This is a genomic window from Nocardia cyriacigeorgica, assembly GCF_010868145.1.
Classification (GTDB): domain Bacteria; phylum Actinomycetota; class Actinomycetes; order Mycobacteriales; family Mycobacteriaceae; genus Nocardia; species Nocardia cyriacigeorgica_D.
In genome coordinates this window covers 71,744-86,098 of record NZ_JAAGUY010000024.1, presented here as the reverse complement: position 1 = coordinate 86,098, position 14,355 = coordinate 71,744, and the positions used below count along the sequence as shown (strand labels likewise).

Annotated in this window: 15 protein-coding genes, 1 tRNA gene and 1 pseudogene; 4 read left to right on the top strand and 13 right to left on the bottom strand. The window is 67.6% G+C overall.

From position 1 onward, the window contains the following. Positions 1-26 precede the first annotated feature (26 nt). The 5 genes from GV792_RS23085 to GV792_RS23065 form a co-directional block, all read right to left on the bottom strand. Positions 27-102, bottom strand: a tRNA-Ala gene (locus GV792_RS23085). A gap of 80 nt (positions 103-182) precedes the next feature. Beyond that, positions 183-1,328, bottom strand: coding sequence for a divisome protein SepX/GlpR (sepX, locus tag GV792_RS23080; protein WP_163826380.1), 1,146 nt, complete (start codon positions 1,326-1,328; stop codon positions 183-185). A gap of 256 nt (positions 1,329-1,584) precedes the next feature. Next, positions 1,585-2,235: a GNAT family N-acetyltransferase gene (locus tag GV792_RS23075; protein ID WP_163826379.1), complete on the bottom strand. Its 651-nt coding sequence runs from the start codon at positions 2,233-2,235 to the stop codon at positions 1,585-1,587. 11 nt (positions 2,236-2,246) lie between these two features. After that, positions 2,247-3,506: a molybdotransferase-like divisome protein Glp gene (gene glp / locus GV792_RS23070; protein WP_163826378.1), complete on the bottom strand. Its 1,260-nt coding sequence runs from the start codon at positions 3,504-3,506 to the stop codon at positions 2,247-2,249. 42 nt (positions 3,507-3,548) lie between these two features. Beyond that, positions 3,549-4,508, bottom strand: coding sequence for a UTP--glucose-1-phosphate uridylyltransferase (locus GV792_RS23065; protein ID WP_175584689.1), 960 nt, complete (start codon positions 4,506-4,508; stop codon positions 3,549-3,551). A 68-nt stretch (positions 4,509-4,576) separates the two neighbouring features. Between GV792_RS23065 and GV792_RS23060 the strand changes: the two genes are divergently transcribed. The 4 genes from GV792_RS23060 to mscL all read left to right on the top strand — a co-directional run bounded on the left by GV792_RS23060 (position 4,577) and on the right by mscL (position 6,913). Next, complete coding sequence (locus GV792_RS23060) at positions 4,577-5,173, top strand: 5-formyltetrahydrofolate cyclo-ligase (protein ID WP_163826377.1); 597 nt, start codon at positions 4,577-4,579, stop codon at positions 5,171-5,173. A gap of 101 nt (positions 5,174-5,274) precedes the next feature. Further along, the gene (locus GV792_RS23055) at positions 5,275-5,568 is read left to right on the top strand and encodes an FmdB family zinc ribbon protein (RefSeq protein WP_163826376.1); all 294 of its coding nucleotides are present in this window, start codon (positions 5,275-5,277) and stop codon (positions 5,566-5,568) included. 90 nt (positions 5,569-5,658) lie between these two features. Further along, positions 5,659-6,372: an SAF domain-containing protein gene (locus GV792_RS23050; RefSeq protein WP_163826375.1), complete on the top strand. Its 714-nt coding sequence runs from the start codon at positions 5,659-5,661 to the stop codon at positions 6,370-6,372. Positions 6,373-6,496: 124 nt separating this feature from the next. Next, the gene (mscL, locus tag GV792_RS23045) at positions 6,497-6,913 is read left to right on the top strand and encodes a large conductance mechanosensitive channel protein MscL (protein ID WP_163826374.1); all 417 of its coding nucleotides are present in this window, start codon (positions 6,497-6,499) and stop codon (positions 6,911-6,913) included. A gap of 68 nt (positions 6,914-6,981) precedes the next feature. Here the strand turns inward: mscL and GV792_RS23040 are convergent, their stop codons facing one another. The 8 genes and pseudogenes from GV792_RS23040 to GV792_RS23005 form a co-directional block, all read right to left on the bottom strand. Further along, positions 6,982-7,650, bottom strand: a complete 669-nt coding sequence (locus tag GV792_RS23040) for an MspA family porin (protein WP_163826373.1) — start codon at positions 7,648-7,650, stop codon at positions 6,982-6,984. Positions 7,651-7,759: 109 nt separating this feature from the next. Further along, positions 7,760-8,422 carry an MspA family porin gene (locus GV792_RS23035; protein ID WP_014352940.1) on the bottom strand — a complete coding sequence of 221 codons (663 nt, stop codon included), beginning with the start codon at positions 8,420-8,422 and terminating at the stop codon, positions 7,760-7,762. Between the two features lie 338 nt (positions 8,423-8,760). After that, entirely contained in the window at positions 8,761-9,426 is a 666-nt protein-coding gene (locus tag GV792_RS23030) for an MspA family porin (protein ID WP_163826372.1), read from the bottom strand. Positions 9,427-9,488: 62 nt separating this feature from the next. Continuing rightward, positions 9,489-10,163 (bottom strand): MspA family porin, encoded by a 675-nt coding sequence (locus tag GV792_RS23025; RefSeq protein ID WP_163826387.1) that lies wholly within the window; start codon positions 10,161-10,163, stop codon positions 9,489-9,491. 545 nt (positions 10,164-10,708) lie between these two features. After that, the gene (locus tag GV792_RS23020) at positions 10,709-10,897 is read right to left on the bottom strand and encodes a hypothetical protein (RefSeq protein ID WP_163826371.1); all 189 of its coding nucleotides are present in this window, start codon (positions 10,895-10,897) and stop codon (positions 10,709-10,711) included. Further along, a pseudogene (locus tag GV792_RS23015) lies at positions 10,894-11,386 on the bottom strand (MogA/MoaB family molybdenum cofactor biosynthesis protein). Before GV792_RS23015 ends, GV792_RS23020 begins: the two are co-directional and overlap by 4 nt. Positions 11,387-11,445: 59 nt before the next feature. Then, positions 11,446-12,705, bottom strand: coding sequence for a S1C family serine protease (locus GV792_RS23010; RefSeq protein ID WP_163826370.1), 1,260 nt, complete (start codon positions 12,703-12,705; stop codon positions 11,446-11,448). 96 nt (positions 12,706-12,801) lie between these two features. After that, a complete protein-coding gene (locus tag GV792_RS23005; RefSeq protein WP_175583126.1) occupies positions 12,802-14,259 on the bottom strand; it encodes a HAMP domain-containing sensor histidine kinase in 1,458 nt (485 codons plus the stop codon). Positions 14,260-14,355 lie beyond the last annotated feature (96 nt).

The following is a 14,355-nucleotide window of genomic DNA, read 5'->3' as shown; positions in this document are numbered from 1 at the left end:
TGCTCTCCAGGAGCATGCGCCGCGTTTGGTGGAGCTAAGGGGAATCGAACCCCTGACCTTCTCGATGCGAACGAGACGCGCTACCAACTGCGCTATAGCCCCGTGCGGTTCTGGCGGGAACCGCGCTGTGACACTGTAGCAGGAGGCGGGCACCGATTCCGAATCGGGCCCGCCACCTGGGGTTATTGGCCGGCGGCGCGGCGCATGTCACCGCCGGCGGCGCGGTTGCGGACGGCGCGGGCCGCGGTGGCGTCGAAGGCTTCGAGGTGCTCGAAGGCCGGGTCTTCGTCGTCGGTCTCGAGCAGATCGGAGCGGCGGCGCAGGGCGCGGGCGGTGTCGCGGTCCATGCCGCGGCGCGGGGCCGGCGCCGCCGGCTCCTCATGCTCCTGTTCGGGGCGCTGCTGGGCGCGGGAGAGGCGGGCGCTGCGGCGGCGGCGGATGTCTTCTTCCATGCGGACCTGCTTGCGCAGGTATGCCAGGTAGGTGACGAGGACGGCCCCGGCCAGCCCGCAACCCCACCAGAAGATGGGCGCGATCGCCAGAGCCAGGGCACCGCACAGGATGGCGCCGAGCAGCAGGCCGAGCACCGCACGCTGGCGGAAGGTGTAGCGCGCGGCACGGGCGATGGCGTCGGCTTCCGGATCGAAGCCGCCGCGACCGCGCCTGGTGGGGATGAAGTCGGTGTGCTCGGTGCCGGTGTCGCGGTCCGACTCGGCTACGGCGGGCAGTGCCGAACGCGCCGGCGGTATCCGGGCGGCAACGGGATCGTGCTCGGAGTCCTCGGCGTCGCGGTCGTCGTAGGCGTCATGGTCGTCGTAGCCGTCGCGGTCGTCGCGGGCATCATGGTCGTCGCGGGTCTCACGGTCGGAATGCTCGGCCTCCGCGTCGCCGGGCACATCGGATTCCGTGTCGCCGTCGGTGTCCGCGGCCTCGGCCGCATCCAGGTCATCGAGCTCGGTCTCAGCCACCGCGCGGCGGGTCGCCGTCGCGGTCTTGGTACCGCCGGTCTCTGTGACGTCTCCCGGCGTGTTCTGTTCCTCGTCAGCCTCGGTGACGGGCTCGTCGGCCGAAGTCGTCATCCGATCCTCCGCATCATCGCTGTGGGGACGCTTTCTCTGCACTCGTCTCGGCTGCCAATCGGGGTCGCTCTCATGCCCGGCGGCGGGCCCGGACTTGGTGCGCCGCTTGGAACCTCCGCGATGCAGCACCCGGGTGGCGAGTGCCGTGTCGGTGGTCTGCCGGATCCGGGGATGCCGGTCGGCGAGTATCGGGAACAGGACGAAGACCCAGAGTACGACCAGGCCGATCCACAAGATCGAATTCGGCATCGCCGTCAGCACCTCCGTCCCCGCCTGATCTGGTTCCGACCCACGCCCCGCGCCCCGTCGCGGTGACAGTCCGGCTGCCGCACAGGCGCTGCGGCATGGTCGCCGGTCGGGTCGCAGGCTCCCTGCCGATGGCGCAGGGCGCACCACCGACGTCCGTAGGTTAATTCCGGGTACGAGCATGATCCGGCAGGCGCGCCGTGCACATCCGCCACACCCGTCACATTTCCACCATCGCGGCCCGTCGTCGGGCCCGCTCTCACAGCAGAGTCAACCGGCCTTCCCGTGCCAGCCGGTCCACAACCGTCCCGGCCACCTCTTCCACGGTCAGGCCGACCAGTAGATGATCGCGCCACGCGCCGTCGACGTCCAGATAACGGCGTAACAGCCCTTCCTCACGGAACCCGACGTTGCGCAGCACCGCCTGGCTGGCCAGATTCTCCGGCCGCACCGTCGCCTCGACGCGATGCAGGCCGACCGGCCCGAAGCAATGATCGAGGCCGAGCGCCAGCGCTGCGGTCGCCACGCCCTGACCGCCGAGATCCTTGGCCACCCAGTAGCCGATCCACGCCGACCGCAACGCGCCGCGCACTATATTGCCGACGGTCAGTTGCCCGCTGAACACCCCGTTCACCTCGATGACCAGTGGAATCATCGCGCCGCGCCGAGCTTCGGCCTTCAAGCTCGACCACAGCGAGGGCCAGTTGGAGGCATGGTTGCGCGCTTCCCAGGCGCCACGGCCGGTCGGCTCCCACGGCTCGAGATGCTCTTGGTCCCGCAACCGGATCCGGCTCCACGCGGCCGCGTCACGCAGCCGGACTGGACGTAACGCCACCTGCCCTGCCGCGACACGCACCGGGCCCAGATGTGCCGGCCACCCGGGATGCTGGGTGGCCCGGAAGACGTTCATGGTCTCCACGTTCAGCCGCGCTGCGCGAGGAAGGCGACCTGGACCTCATCGCCGGTCCTGATCTCGGTGTCGTCGGGATCGACGACGATGAGGCTGTTCGCCTCCGCCAGCGTCGCCAGCAGGTGCGAAGACGCGCCCGCACCCGAGCCGAGCGGCTGCACCAGGTATTCGCCGGTGGCTTCATCGCGCATCAGCTGCGCACGCAGGTAGCCCCTGCGGCCCGCCATGGACTGGATCGGAGTGATCGTGCGGGCGTGCACGATCCGCCGCATCGGCTGCCGCCGCCCGAGCGCGATCCGGATCAGCGGCCGCACCATCACCTCGAACACCACCAGCGCGCCGACTGGATTGGACGGCAGCAGGAACGTCGGCACCTCGTCGCGACCCAGCCGCCCGAATCCCTGCACGGACCCGGGATGCATAGCGACCCTGGCGATCTCCAGTTCACCGAGTCCCTCCAGCGCCTCACGCACCTGCTCGGAGGCCCAACCACCGACAGCACCCGCGATCACCACGACTTCCGAACGCACCAGCTGACCTTCGACCACATCGCGCAGGCGGCGCGGGTCGGCGTCGACGATGCCGACCCGGTTGACGTCGGCGCCGGCATCGCGCGCAGCGGCGGCCAGTGCATAGGAATTCACGTCGTAAACCTGGCCGGGGCCGGGGGTTCGGTCGATATCGATCAGTTCGGCGCCCACCGAGATGACCGACAGCCGTGGCCGCGGATGGACCAGCACCTTGTCCTGACCGACGGCGGCGAGCAGACCGACCTGCGCCGCACCGATGATGGTGCCTGCGCGCACCGCGACATCGCCGGGCTGCACGTCGTCGCCGATGCGACGGACGTAATCCCCGGAGCGCACCGGCTCGTAGACCTTGATCCGCGCACGGCCACCGTCGGTGAAATCGATCGGCAACACCGCATCGGCCAGGGTCGGCAGCGGGGCGCCGGTATCGACACGCACCGTCTGCCGCGGCTGCAACCGGATCGGCTGACGTGATCCGGCGACGACCTCGCCGACCACGGGCAGCGTCAGATCGACCAGTTCGCCTTCTTCGTCACGGATTTCGGCCCCCGCCGAGGCGACGTCGACGCTGCGCACCGCATAGCCGTCGATGGCGGCCTGATCGAAGCCTGGCAGCGGCCGTTCGGTGACCACATCCTCGGCGCACAGCAGGCCCTGCGCCTCGGAGATCGCGACCCGGACCGGCCGGGGCGCGACCGCCGCCGCGGTCACCTTGATCTGCTGATCTTCAACCGAGCGCATCCAGCCCTTCCCGATCTCCCTCGCCCATCGGGCGATCTCTTCCTACGTGCTCACCTGCGGATCCCAGTCGGGGCCCAGCCGATGTTGCAGCCATTCACGCAGTGCCGGACCGTATTCCTCCCGCTCCAGCGCGAAATCCACCGCAGCACGAAGATAGCCGCCCGGGTTGCCCAGATCGTGGCGCGACCCACGGTGAACCACGACATGGACCGGATGACCCTCGGCGATCAGCAGCGCGATCGCGTCGGTCACCTGCAGTTCGCCACCCGCACCCGGCTCGATGCGGCGCAATGCGTCGAAGATCGCCCGGTCGAGCAGGTATCGACCGGCCGCGGCGTAGGTCGACGGCGCATCGCCCAGGTCGGGCTTCTCCACCATCCCGTTGACGCGCAACACATCCGGGTCGGCGACGCCGGGAACCGGGTCGACGTCGAATACCCCGTAGGCGCTCACCTGGTCTTTGGGCACGTCGATCGCGCACAACACCGAACCGCCGCGTTCGCGCCGCACCCGGCTCATCACGTCGAGCACCCCGCAGGGCAGCACCAGATCGTCGGGCAGCAGCACCGCGATGGCGTCCTCGTCGGCGTCCAGGGCGGTTTCGGCCTGCGCGATCGCATGACCGAGCCCGAGCGGCTCCTCCTGCACGACCGAGGTGACATCCAGCAGGCCCGGCGCCTTGCGCACCTTCTCCAGCAGATGGAACTTGCCGCGCTCGGCGAGCGTGCTCTCCAGCACCAGATCCTCGACGAAATGCGCGACGACACCGTCCTTACCGGGCGAGGTCACGATGACCAGCCGGTCCGCGCCGGAGTCGGCCGCCTCGGCGGCGACCAGCTCGATACCGGGGGTGTCGACCACCGGCAGCAACTCCTTGGGCACCGTCTTGGTCGCGGGCAGGAATCGGGTCCCGAGCCCCGCCGCCGGCACGACCGCTGTCCGGAAGCACGACTCCATCGCCGCGCCCGTCGTCGTGCCGGGCTCGCCTGCCTTCGCTGTCATATGCACACCTTATCCATCTATTACGTCGTCAAGCCTGCTTCGCGGCGGCATCGCACCCGCATGAGCCTATGGTGATCACCGTGAACATGCCCGGTGAGCGCGACAAACATGCCTGGCGGTCGGAGATTCTCGCGCAGCGGTCCGCGTTGCCCGACGCCGACCGGGCCGCGGAGGCATCGGCGCTGGCAGCGACGGTCGGGCAAATCGATACCTCCGAATGGGTCTGCGCGTACGTTCCGGTGCGCGGTGAGCCGGGCTCACAGGCAATGCTCGAGGCGCTACTGGCGGCGGGAGCCCGAGTATTGCTGCCGGTAACGGGGCCGCCCGGGCCGCTGGATTGGGCCGAGTACACCGGCGCCGGGAGTCTGCGCCCGGCCCGCTTCGGCCTGCTCGAACCGAGCGGGCCGACGTTGGGCGTCACAGCGGTGAGCCGTGCGGGTGTGATTCTCGTCCCGGCGTTGGCGGTGGACCTGCGCGGTGTGCGGTTGGGTCGCGGCGCGGGCTACTACGACCGGACCCTGGCCGCCGCCGACCCGGCAGCACGGCTTGTGGCCGTCGTCCGGGACGTCGAGCTGGTGCAATGGCTGCCGGAGGAGCCGCACGATCTGCGGATGGGCTGGGCGCTGACTCCGCGCGGCGGGCTGCGGCGGCTGGCCGCCGACTGATCGCACTCGCAGTGCGGGTGACCTGGGAATGAATTCCCGATTGGCGACGTTGGCACTGTCGGCTGTAGAGTGCTAGATCGACGAACCCTGCGGAGGATCCTGTGCCAACTTATTCATACGCGTGCACCCAGTGTGATAACCGCTTCGATATCGTTCAGTCCTTCGCCGACGAGGCGCTGAGCGTCTGCTCGGAGTGCTCGGGCAAGCTGCGCAAGCTGTTCAACTCCGTGGGCATCGTGTTCAAGGGCAGCGGGTTCTACCGCACCGACAGCCGTGGTGGCGCCTCCACCGCAAGCGAGCCGGCCAAGTCCGATAGCGGCTCATCCTCGACCGGCTCCGATTCGAGCTCCTCGGCCGCCCCTGCGGCCTCGACGAGCACCGCGGCCGCCAGCTGATCCGACCGCAGGTTATCCACAGCCCGCGAGTTGTCCACAACTCATCGTTTGCCCGGTCCGAGCCGGTGAGATTCGCCATACCCTCGGCGCATGATCCGATCGTTGGCCGCCCGTCACCGGCTCCGACCGCCCCGCGTGCGCGATACCTCGCTCGGCCGCGGTGAGACCTTGCGGGAAGCGCTCTGGAATCGGCCGCCGTGGGCCGACGGCCTGCTTGCCCGGCGGCTGCTGGCCGGTGCACTCACCGCGGCGGCGATCATCTTGTTCCTCCGCGGGGACCCCGACGCCGACCATATGAGCGTCGTCGTCACGGCCCACGATCTTCCGCCCGGCCATCTCCTCGAATCGAGTGACCTGCGCGTTGTCGACCGGGAATCCGGGGCGCTACCTGCCGGTGCGATTCGCGATCCTGCCCCGCTGATCGGCGCGACACTGACCGGCGCCATGCGCGGCGGTGAAATCCTCACCGACCTCCGGGTGATCGGCCCGCGACTTGCCGCAGTCGCCGGTGGTGCCCCGGACGCCAGGATCGTCCCCATCCGCCTGGCCGATACCGCTGTCGCCGATATCCTGCGCGCAGGCGATCGCGTCGACGTCATCGCCGCCGAGGAATCCGATCGTGCCACCTCCCGTCCCGCGCGGACCTTGGCCACCGACGCCGCCGTGATACTGATATCCGGCACACCGGGCGCGACACCGACCCGATCCGCGGATCGGGTCGTCCTGGTCGCCATGGCCGCCGACCATGCGGCAACCGTCGCGGCGGCCTCGCTGAGCACGGCCCTGACCGTCGTATTCCATTGATATCGATCACTTGTGGGCCATATGGCATCGGTTCGCCAGGCGTTAGCCATCAACCTCAATTAGCATCCGTCAAGACCGACAGGAAGCTGCGGACGTCGGTTCGCGCATCGAAGGAGACAGGGCTTTGCTCAAGGGGTTCAAGGATTTCATACTTCGCGGAAACGTCGTCGACCTGGCAGTAGCTGTCGTCATGGGTACGGCGTTCGTCGCGATCGTCACCTCGTTCACCAATGGGATCATCAATCCGCTGCTCGCGGTTTTCGGTAGCCCCAACGAATTGGGGCTCGGTTTCCGGTTGGTAGCCGACAACCCCTCGACGTTCGTCGAAGTCGGACCGATCATCACCGCGTGCATCAACTTCCTGATGATCGCCGCGGTCCTGTACTTCGTGCTGGTCATGCCGGCCTCGCAGCTGAAGAAGCGCTTTACCAAGGACGAGGAGGAGGATGAGGAGGTGCTCAGCGACACCGACCTGCTCATCCAGATCCGGGATCTGCTGGCCGAGGGCCAGAAGACCAGCGGCAGCCGCCACGAATACTGATCCAGGCTGAAACGACGAATGGGCCTGTCGCCAAGTGCGACAGGCCCATTCGCGTCGGTGCCGAGAAATCAGCCGATGCTGAAAGGCTGACCCCACAGGGTCACCACGGAGTTCACGTTCTCGGTCTCGACCTTGACCTTCACGAACGCACGGGCCTGCGCGTAGCCGGCGCAGCCGCTCAGACCAATGGTCTGGTCGGCCCAGGTCACGCTGCCGCTCTTGCCCTTGAACTTGTTGCGCTTCTCGTGTGCCTCGTTGCCGAAGTCGTCGGCCTCTTCGATGTCGAGCACGTAGAAGGACTTCGCCTGGCCGGGGCCGAGCGACAGCTCGCCGCCGCTCTCGGCGCCGACACCGAAGGACTCGCCGTCCCAGGTGCCCTCACCGGAGACGCCACCCTCGACGCCGCCGCCACCGATGTTCACCTGGCAGCCCACGACGTAGCCGGGGTAGATCTTGCCGCCCTTGGCCTTCGAGCCGGACAGCTCGACCTGCGCGCTGGCCGAGACCCACGCGTTGCGGTGCACCGGGGTGGAGCCCATGGACGGGTTGATGTTGGCCGACTCGCCCGCGAGGCGGACGGTCACCACGGTGCCGTCGGACAGGGTGCGGACGATTTCACCGCCGGGCAGCGGCACGAAGGTGTCGGCATTGGCGGCACCGGTGGAGAACAGGCCCATCGCGACGGCCGCGGCGGCACCCGCACCAGCCGCACGCACGATGCTCTTACGGTTGATCATTGTGTAATGCCCCTCTGGGGTTGATTCGCTTCAGCGAGAGATTGATTGGCGGATTCGACGCACATCGGCTCGTTCCGGCCGAGTCGACCCCGGCCGGGTCGACCCGGAATCAGCCGATGCTGAACGGCTGCCCGTAGAGGGTGGTCTTCGAGTAGTGGTCGCCGATGATCTCGACCACGGTGTAGGCGCGGGCCTGTGCGTAACCGGCGCAGCCCTGGATCTCCATCTCGACGTCCTGGTACTCGACGGAGTAGACACCCGGCTTGGTGATGTCCTTGTACTCGATCTGGACGAACTTGACCTCGCCCGGGCCGAGCTCGAGTCCCACCGAGCCGCCGACGGAGGCACCGTCGAGGTCGACACTGCCGGAGACGCCGGCGGAGATGGCCTCGTCGCCGATGCTGACCTGGCAACCCACGATGTAGCCGGTGTTCAGCTGCGACGTGCCGTGGGTGGAGGAGTTGTTGGTACCCGGAGCACCGGTCGGACCATTGTTCGGACCCACCTCACCTTCGGGGGTGACGGTGACGTCCGCGCTCGCGACACCCGAAACCCACACGGTGCGACCGGCACCGTTGGCCGCCAACGACGGCGAGACCAGCGCGCTCTCGTGGGTGCGCTTGATGGTGACGCCGGGTCCGATCTTCTCACCGTCCGGCAGCGGCACGAAGGCGTCCGCGTTGGCGGCGCCGGCCGAGAACAGTCCCATGGCCACGGCGGCGACGGCGCCGACGCCCATCGCGCGCGTGACGTTGGTGCGGTTCTTGCTCATACTTCCCCTCATCAGGATTCAGCGACAACCCCGTTCGCACGAGGTTGGCCTACAACAGGCTCAGAAGAGCCTCTAAGAGGGCCCTGACCGCGAGATGAACCCGAATCGGCACAGGGAGTGAACAGTCAGGGACGGCCTGCCATCCGCTACATGGCAGCAAGATGAGATGAAGGTAGCCGAGAGGTTACGCAGATCGGCCGAATCCGCCGCGACAAGGGCGATTTCGCCGGTCGCGGGCCTGAAACAGCAGAACGCGGGTCTGTCACGATTGTGACAGACCCGCGTTCGAGATGCCGGCTACGTTTGCTCAGCCCTGGGAATACCCGAGCAGGCGCCGATCAGCCCAGGCTGAACGGCTGACCCCATAGGGTCACGACCGACATGACGTTGTCGGTCTCGACCTTGACCTTCACGAACGCGCGCGCCTGCGCGTAGCCGGCGCAGCCGCTCAGACCGATGGTCTCATCGGCCCAGGTGACGCTGCCGCTGCTGCCCTTGAACCTGTTGCGGGTCTGGTGCGACTCGCTGCCGAAGTCGTCGGCCTCTTCGAGGTCGAGGACGTAGAAGGACTTCGCCTGGCCGGGGCCGAGCGACAGCTCGCCGCCGCTCTCGACACCGCCGGTCGGTTCGCCTTCCCAGGTTCCGCCGGCCGCGGCGCCACCTTCGACACCACCGCCGCCGATGTTCACCTGGCAGCCGACGACGTAACCCGGGTAGATCTTGCCGCCGACGGCGCCCGAGCCGGACAGCTCGACCTGCGCGCTGGCCGAGACCCATGCGTTGCGGTGCACCGGGGTGGAGCCGAGGGACGGGTTGATGTTGGCCGACTCGCCGACCAGGCGGACCGTTACCACGGTGCCGTCGGACAGCGTCTTGACGATTTCGCCGCCGGGCAGCGGCACGAAGGTGTCGGCGTTGGCCGCACCGGTGGAGAACAGGCCCATGGCCACGGTCGCGGCGGCACCGATACCGGCCGCCCGCGCCACGATCTTACGGTTGATCATGTTTGTACCCTTCGAGGGTCGAGTTCGCTCGAGGCGAGAGGTTTGTACGGTCGAATTCGACGTCAGCCGATGCTGAACGGCTGCCCGTAAAGGGTTGTCTTCGAGTAGTGGTCACCGATGATCTCGACGACCGTGTACGCCCGCGCCTGCGCGTAACCCGCGCAGCCCTGGATCTCCATCTCGACGTCCTGGTACTCCACCGAGTAATTGCCCGGCTTCAGAATGTCCTTGTACTCGATCTGGACGAACTTGACCTCGCCCGGACCCAGCTCCAGACCCACCGCGCCACCGACCGAGGCGCCCTCGAGGTCGACGCTGCCCGCGAGACCGGCCGTGACGGCCTCATCGCCGACGCTGACCTGGCAGCCGACGAGGTAACCCGTGTTCAGCTGCGAGGCTCCGTGGGTGGAGGAGTTGTTGGTGCCATCTGCGCCGGTCGGACCGTTGTTCGGACCCACCTCGCCCTCGGGCGTGACGGTGACGTCCGCGCTCGCGGTGCCCGAAACCCAGACAACACGACCTGCGCCATTGGCCGCCATGGACGGCGAAATCAACGCATGCTCATGGGTGCGCTTGATGGTCACACCCGGACCAACCTTCTCGCCGTCCGGCAACGGCACGAAGGTATCCGCGTTCGCGGCCCCGGTCGAAAGCAGACCCAGGGCCACGGCGGCTGCGGCGCCGACGCCCGCAGCACGGGCTCCGCGGCGCAAACCGTTGGTGCGGTTCTCGCTCATACTTCCCCTCATCAATTTTTCTAGAACAGACCAGCCTCGACCGTCGAGGCTGGACATCGGACCTCACAGGCCCGGCTCAGTGTGTCGCTCATTTGTTGCCGTTGTGTAACTCGCCGTTATTCCAACGCACAGCTCAACTGCTGCCGAACCACACCTTGCTGCGCGAGGTCTGCCCATTCGCGCAGGCCACTGGACTACGCAGCAGGTCGTGATGGTCCGAGGCGAGATTAACCGTCGGTAACGGAACGGACAACGAAAGCATTCGTCAAAACTCTAGTGATCTGCATCACAGATGCAAAATGCTTATATCGCTTGACGTGCATAAATGCAGGTTGCGGGTTCCGGCAAAGTAGCCGAAAAGGACCACAAGGCGCGTGCGCGCCGGTGTCGATTACGGGACAGGAACGTATTCCATTACGAAGCCTTGACACTTAAAAGCTCGATGCTCGAACGCCCCAGAAAGCTACGCGTCAGTAATTACGTAGCCGGGCAGTAGAAAGGTCGCACCGAGACGCACCAGCGAGGTAGCTGGCGACACGAAGAAGTCAACCGTGGTGCGGCGGAACCTGGGACCGCAGCCAGTCGTCGGCACTCGACGGCGTGTCACGGTCATTGCCGCGCTCATCACTCGTCGTCTCGGGAAGTACGTCACCGAAGATGCGCGCCAGACGCGCCGCGTCCCCCGGCCGGCGGACCGGACGGGGGACATCGGATCGATCGTTGGTGGAACTCATTCATCCAATCCGGACAGTTCGCCGATCGCCCGGCTGGCGAGCGGACCGAGCGTCGCCATGCCGTCGCGGATGGCCGCACGAGTACCGGGCATTCACCACGAGGGTACTGCCGGAGATGCCTGCCAAGCCGCGTGAGAGACCCGCATCCAGCGAACCGGCCACACGACCGGAGGAACGCAGCGCCTCACTGATACCGGGCAGCTCGCGGTCGAGCACCTGCGAGGTGGCCTCCGGGGTGACATCACGCGGCGACATTCCGGTGCCGCCAACCGAGATGACCAGGTCGACGCCACCGATCACCGCTGTGTTGAGCGCATTGCGGATCTCCACCTCATCGGCCTGCACCGTCACCGACGCGTCGACGAGAAAGCCCGCTTCGGTGAGCAATTCGGTGACCAGCGGGCCCAGCGAATCCACACCCCCGTGAGCCGTGCGGTCGTCGACGACCACGACCAGTGCGCGTCCTGCCACGGAACCATCGATGTCCATGGTGCTCACCGTAGCGCCATCGCCGAGCATCGGTTCCCAACCCCCGTGCAGCACCTGCATCACCGAGCTCCCCCGGTGGACACCGCGTCGAGGGTCACCTCGACGGTCTTGGCGTTTCCGCCCTGTTCATCGGTATATGTCACGCTCACCTTGTCTCCTGGTCGGCTGGAACGGACGGCGGCGACCAATGCGTCGCCGGAATCGATGGTGCGATCGCCCATCTTGGTGATGACGACACCCCCGGGAATCCCAGCCTTGGCGGCGGGACCGTCGGGAGTCGCCTCGAGCACCCGCGCTCCGCGCACCGTGTCGTTGCGCGGGACCTTGATGCCGATCTGGGGGTAGGTGGCATGGCCGGTCTTGATCAACTCTTCGGCAACCCGGCGCGCCTGATCGACCGGTATGGCGAACCCGAGCCCGATCGAGCCGGTCTGCTGGCCGCCGAGTTCGGAGCCGCCGAGCGTGGCGATGGCGGTATTGATGCCGATCAGCTTGCCGTTGGCGTCCACGAGCGCGCCACCGGAGTTGCCCGGATTGATCGCGGCGTCGGTCTGGATGGCGTCGATGACCGGATTGGGAGTCGACGGATCGGCGCCCGCGTCGCCGGAGGTGGAGACCGGACGGTTCATCGCCGAGACGATGCCGGTGGTGACGGTGCCTGCCAATCCGAGCGGCGAGCCGATCGCGATGACAGGTTGGCCGACCCGCAAGCCGGCCGAGCTGCCGAGTTCGATCGGGGTCAGGCCGGTCTTGCCTTCGACCTTGATGACGGCGAGATCGGAGACGGGATCGGCACCGACCATGGTGGCCGGTGCGGTGCTGCCGTCGGCGAAGGTCACCTCCATCTTGGCGCCGGGCCCGCCGCCCGCCGCGACGTGGTTGTTGGTCAGGATCAGCCCGTCTGACGACAGAACGACTCCCGAGCCCTCGCCCTGTGCGCGATTGCTGGCGACCTTGATCATCACCACGCTCGGCAGCACTTCCTGTGCCACGGCCTGGGTGGAGCCCGCGGGCGCGTTGGAGGCGTTGTCGATATTCGGTTTGGGTGCGTCGAGCGCGTTGGTGACGGCCGCGCCGCCGTCGTCGTTGCCCGCGACCAATGCGCCGACCGCACCACCGACACCGCCACTGACCAGCGCCAGCGCCACCGCACCCGCGACAAGGCCGGTGCGGACCGGGCGCTTGGGCTGCGGCCCTGGTGCCTGAAGTGGCTGGATGCCGTACGGATGGCCCTGCGGGGAGGGTGCCGAGTGGTAACCCGGCGGCGGTACGGACCCGGGCTCAGGCCCGTACGGTCGATCGGTGAAATCCTCGGTCATGGTTACTCGTTTCTTTCTCACGTCGTGCTGTCCAGCGTGGCGCCGACTGCTGAGAGCGGACTGAGACCGTGCTTTCAGTTTTCTGCGGATTGTGATCTAGGGATCCGGCTCGTCCTCGGCGGTGGCGACGGGCGCACCTGCCTCACCGGGCAGCACGATGCGGATCAGCGCGCCACCACGCTCGGAGGTATCGATCGTGATCGTGCCGCCGTGTTTTGTCACGACCTGTTTCACGATTGCCAGTCCGAGCCCCGATCCCGGCATGGAACGCGAGGCGGTAGTCCGGTAGAAGCGTTCGAACACCAGCTCACGTTCGGCCGGAGGAATGCCGGGGCCGGCATCGTCGACCGACAGTTCCAGCAGCCCACGACCCACCTCGGCCATACTGACCCGCACCTGCGCGCCTGCCGGGCTCCATTTCGCCGCATTATCGAGAACGTTGAGGATCGCCCGCTCCAACCCGGCCTCGTGCCCGTAGACGAACCACGGCCGCAGTGCGGCGACGAACTCGATCGAGCCGCGGCGACGGCGCGCGCGCTCGAGCGCCCGCTCGGCGACCTCGCCGAGATCGACCCGTTCGTAGACGGTTTCCGGCGCGTCCTCCCGTGCCAGGTCGACCAGGTCGCCGACCAGCGTGGACAGCTCCTCGATCTGGGCGACCACATCCATGCGCAGCTCGGCCATGTCCTCGTCCGGAATCCGCGGGGCGCCCGGCCTGCCCGCGGCGATCAGCAGTTCCATATTGGTGCGCAGCGAGGTCAGCGGGGTGCGCAGCTCGTGGCCGGCGTCGGCGACCAGCCGCCGCTGCCGATCACGCGATTCGGCGAGCGCGCGCAGCATCGTGTTGAAACTCTCGGTGAGCCGGGCCAGCTCGTCGTCACCGGTGACCGGAATCGGGGTCAGGTCGTCGGTGCGGGCCACCCGCTCGGTAGCCGCGGTGAGCCGGGCGATGGGCCGCAACCCGGTGCGGCCGACCGCGGTGCCTGCCGCCGCGGCCAGCAGCACGCCGCAACCACCGACAACGAACAGCAGCCAGGCCAGCCGGTCGAGCACCTCACGGGTCGGTTCCAGCCGTTGGGAGATCACCAGCGTCACACCCGAATCCATGCGTCGAGCCAGCACGCGCTGGTTGTTGTAGGTGCGCAGCGACGAGGTGTGTTCGCCCTTGGCGACCGCGATCTCCTCGGTGCCGATGGGTGGTTTGGTCGGCTGTGGCGGTATGTAGACCGGGAGACTGTCGAGGGTGCGCTCACCTTCCGGCGTGCTCGGGGGCGAGGACACCGAGAAGGGGTAGATCAGACCGACGCCGATGTTGTTGGAGAACAGCGTCGCCACACCGAGCGACTGGAACGCCATGCTGTCGATATCGCCGTTGATCATGGTCGCGGCCCTGGCGCGCAGCTGTGCGTCAACGTCACCGTAGAGGGCGCGCGCCACCATCGCGTAGGCCGCGATCGAGGTGACCGCAACCGCGATCGCCACCACCGAGGCCGCGAGCAGCGTCACCCGCCAACGCAGCGACACCGTCCTGGTCAGCGGGGTGGGCGGGCGCATCGGCGCGGGCTCGTCCGCACCGCGACGCGATGAGCCGAGTGGGGCGACGGTCTCGTTCGCGCCGGATTTCGCCTGTCGTTTGGAAGTTGTCCGTGC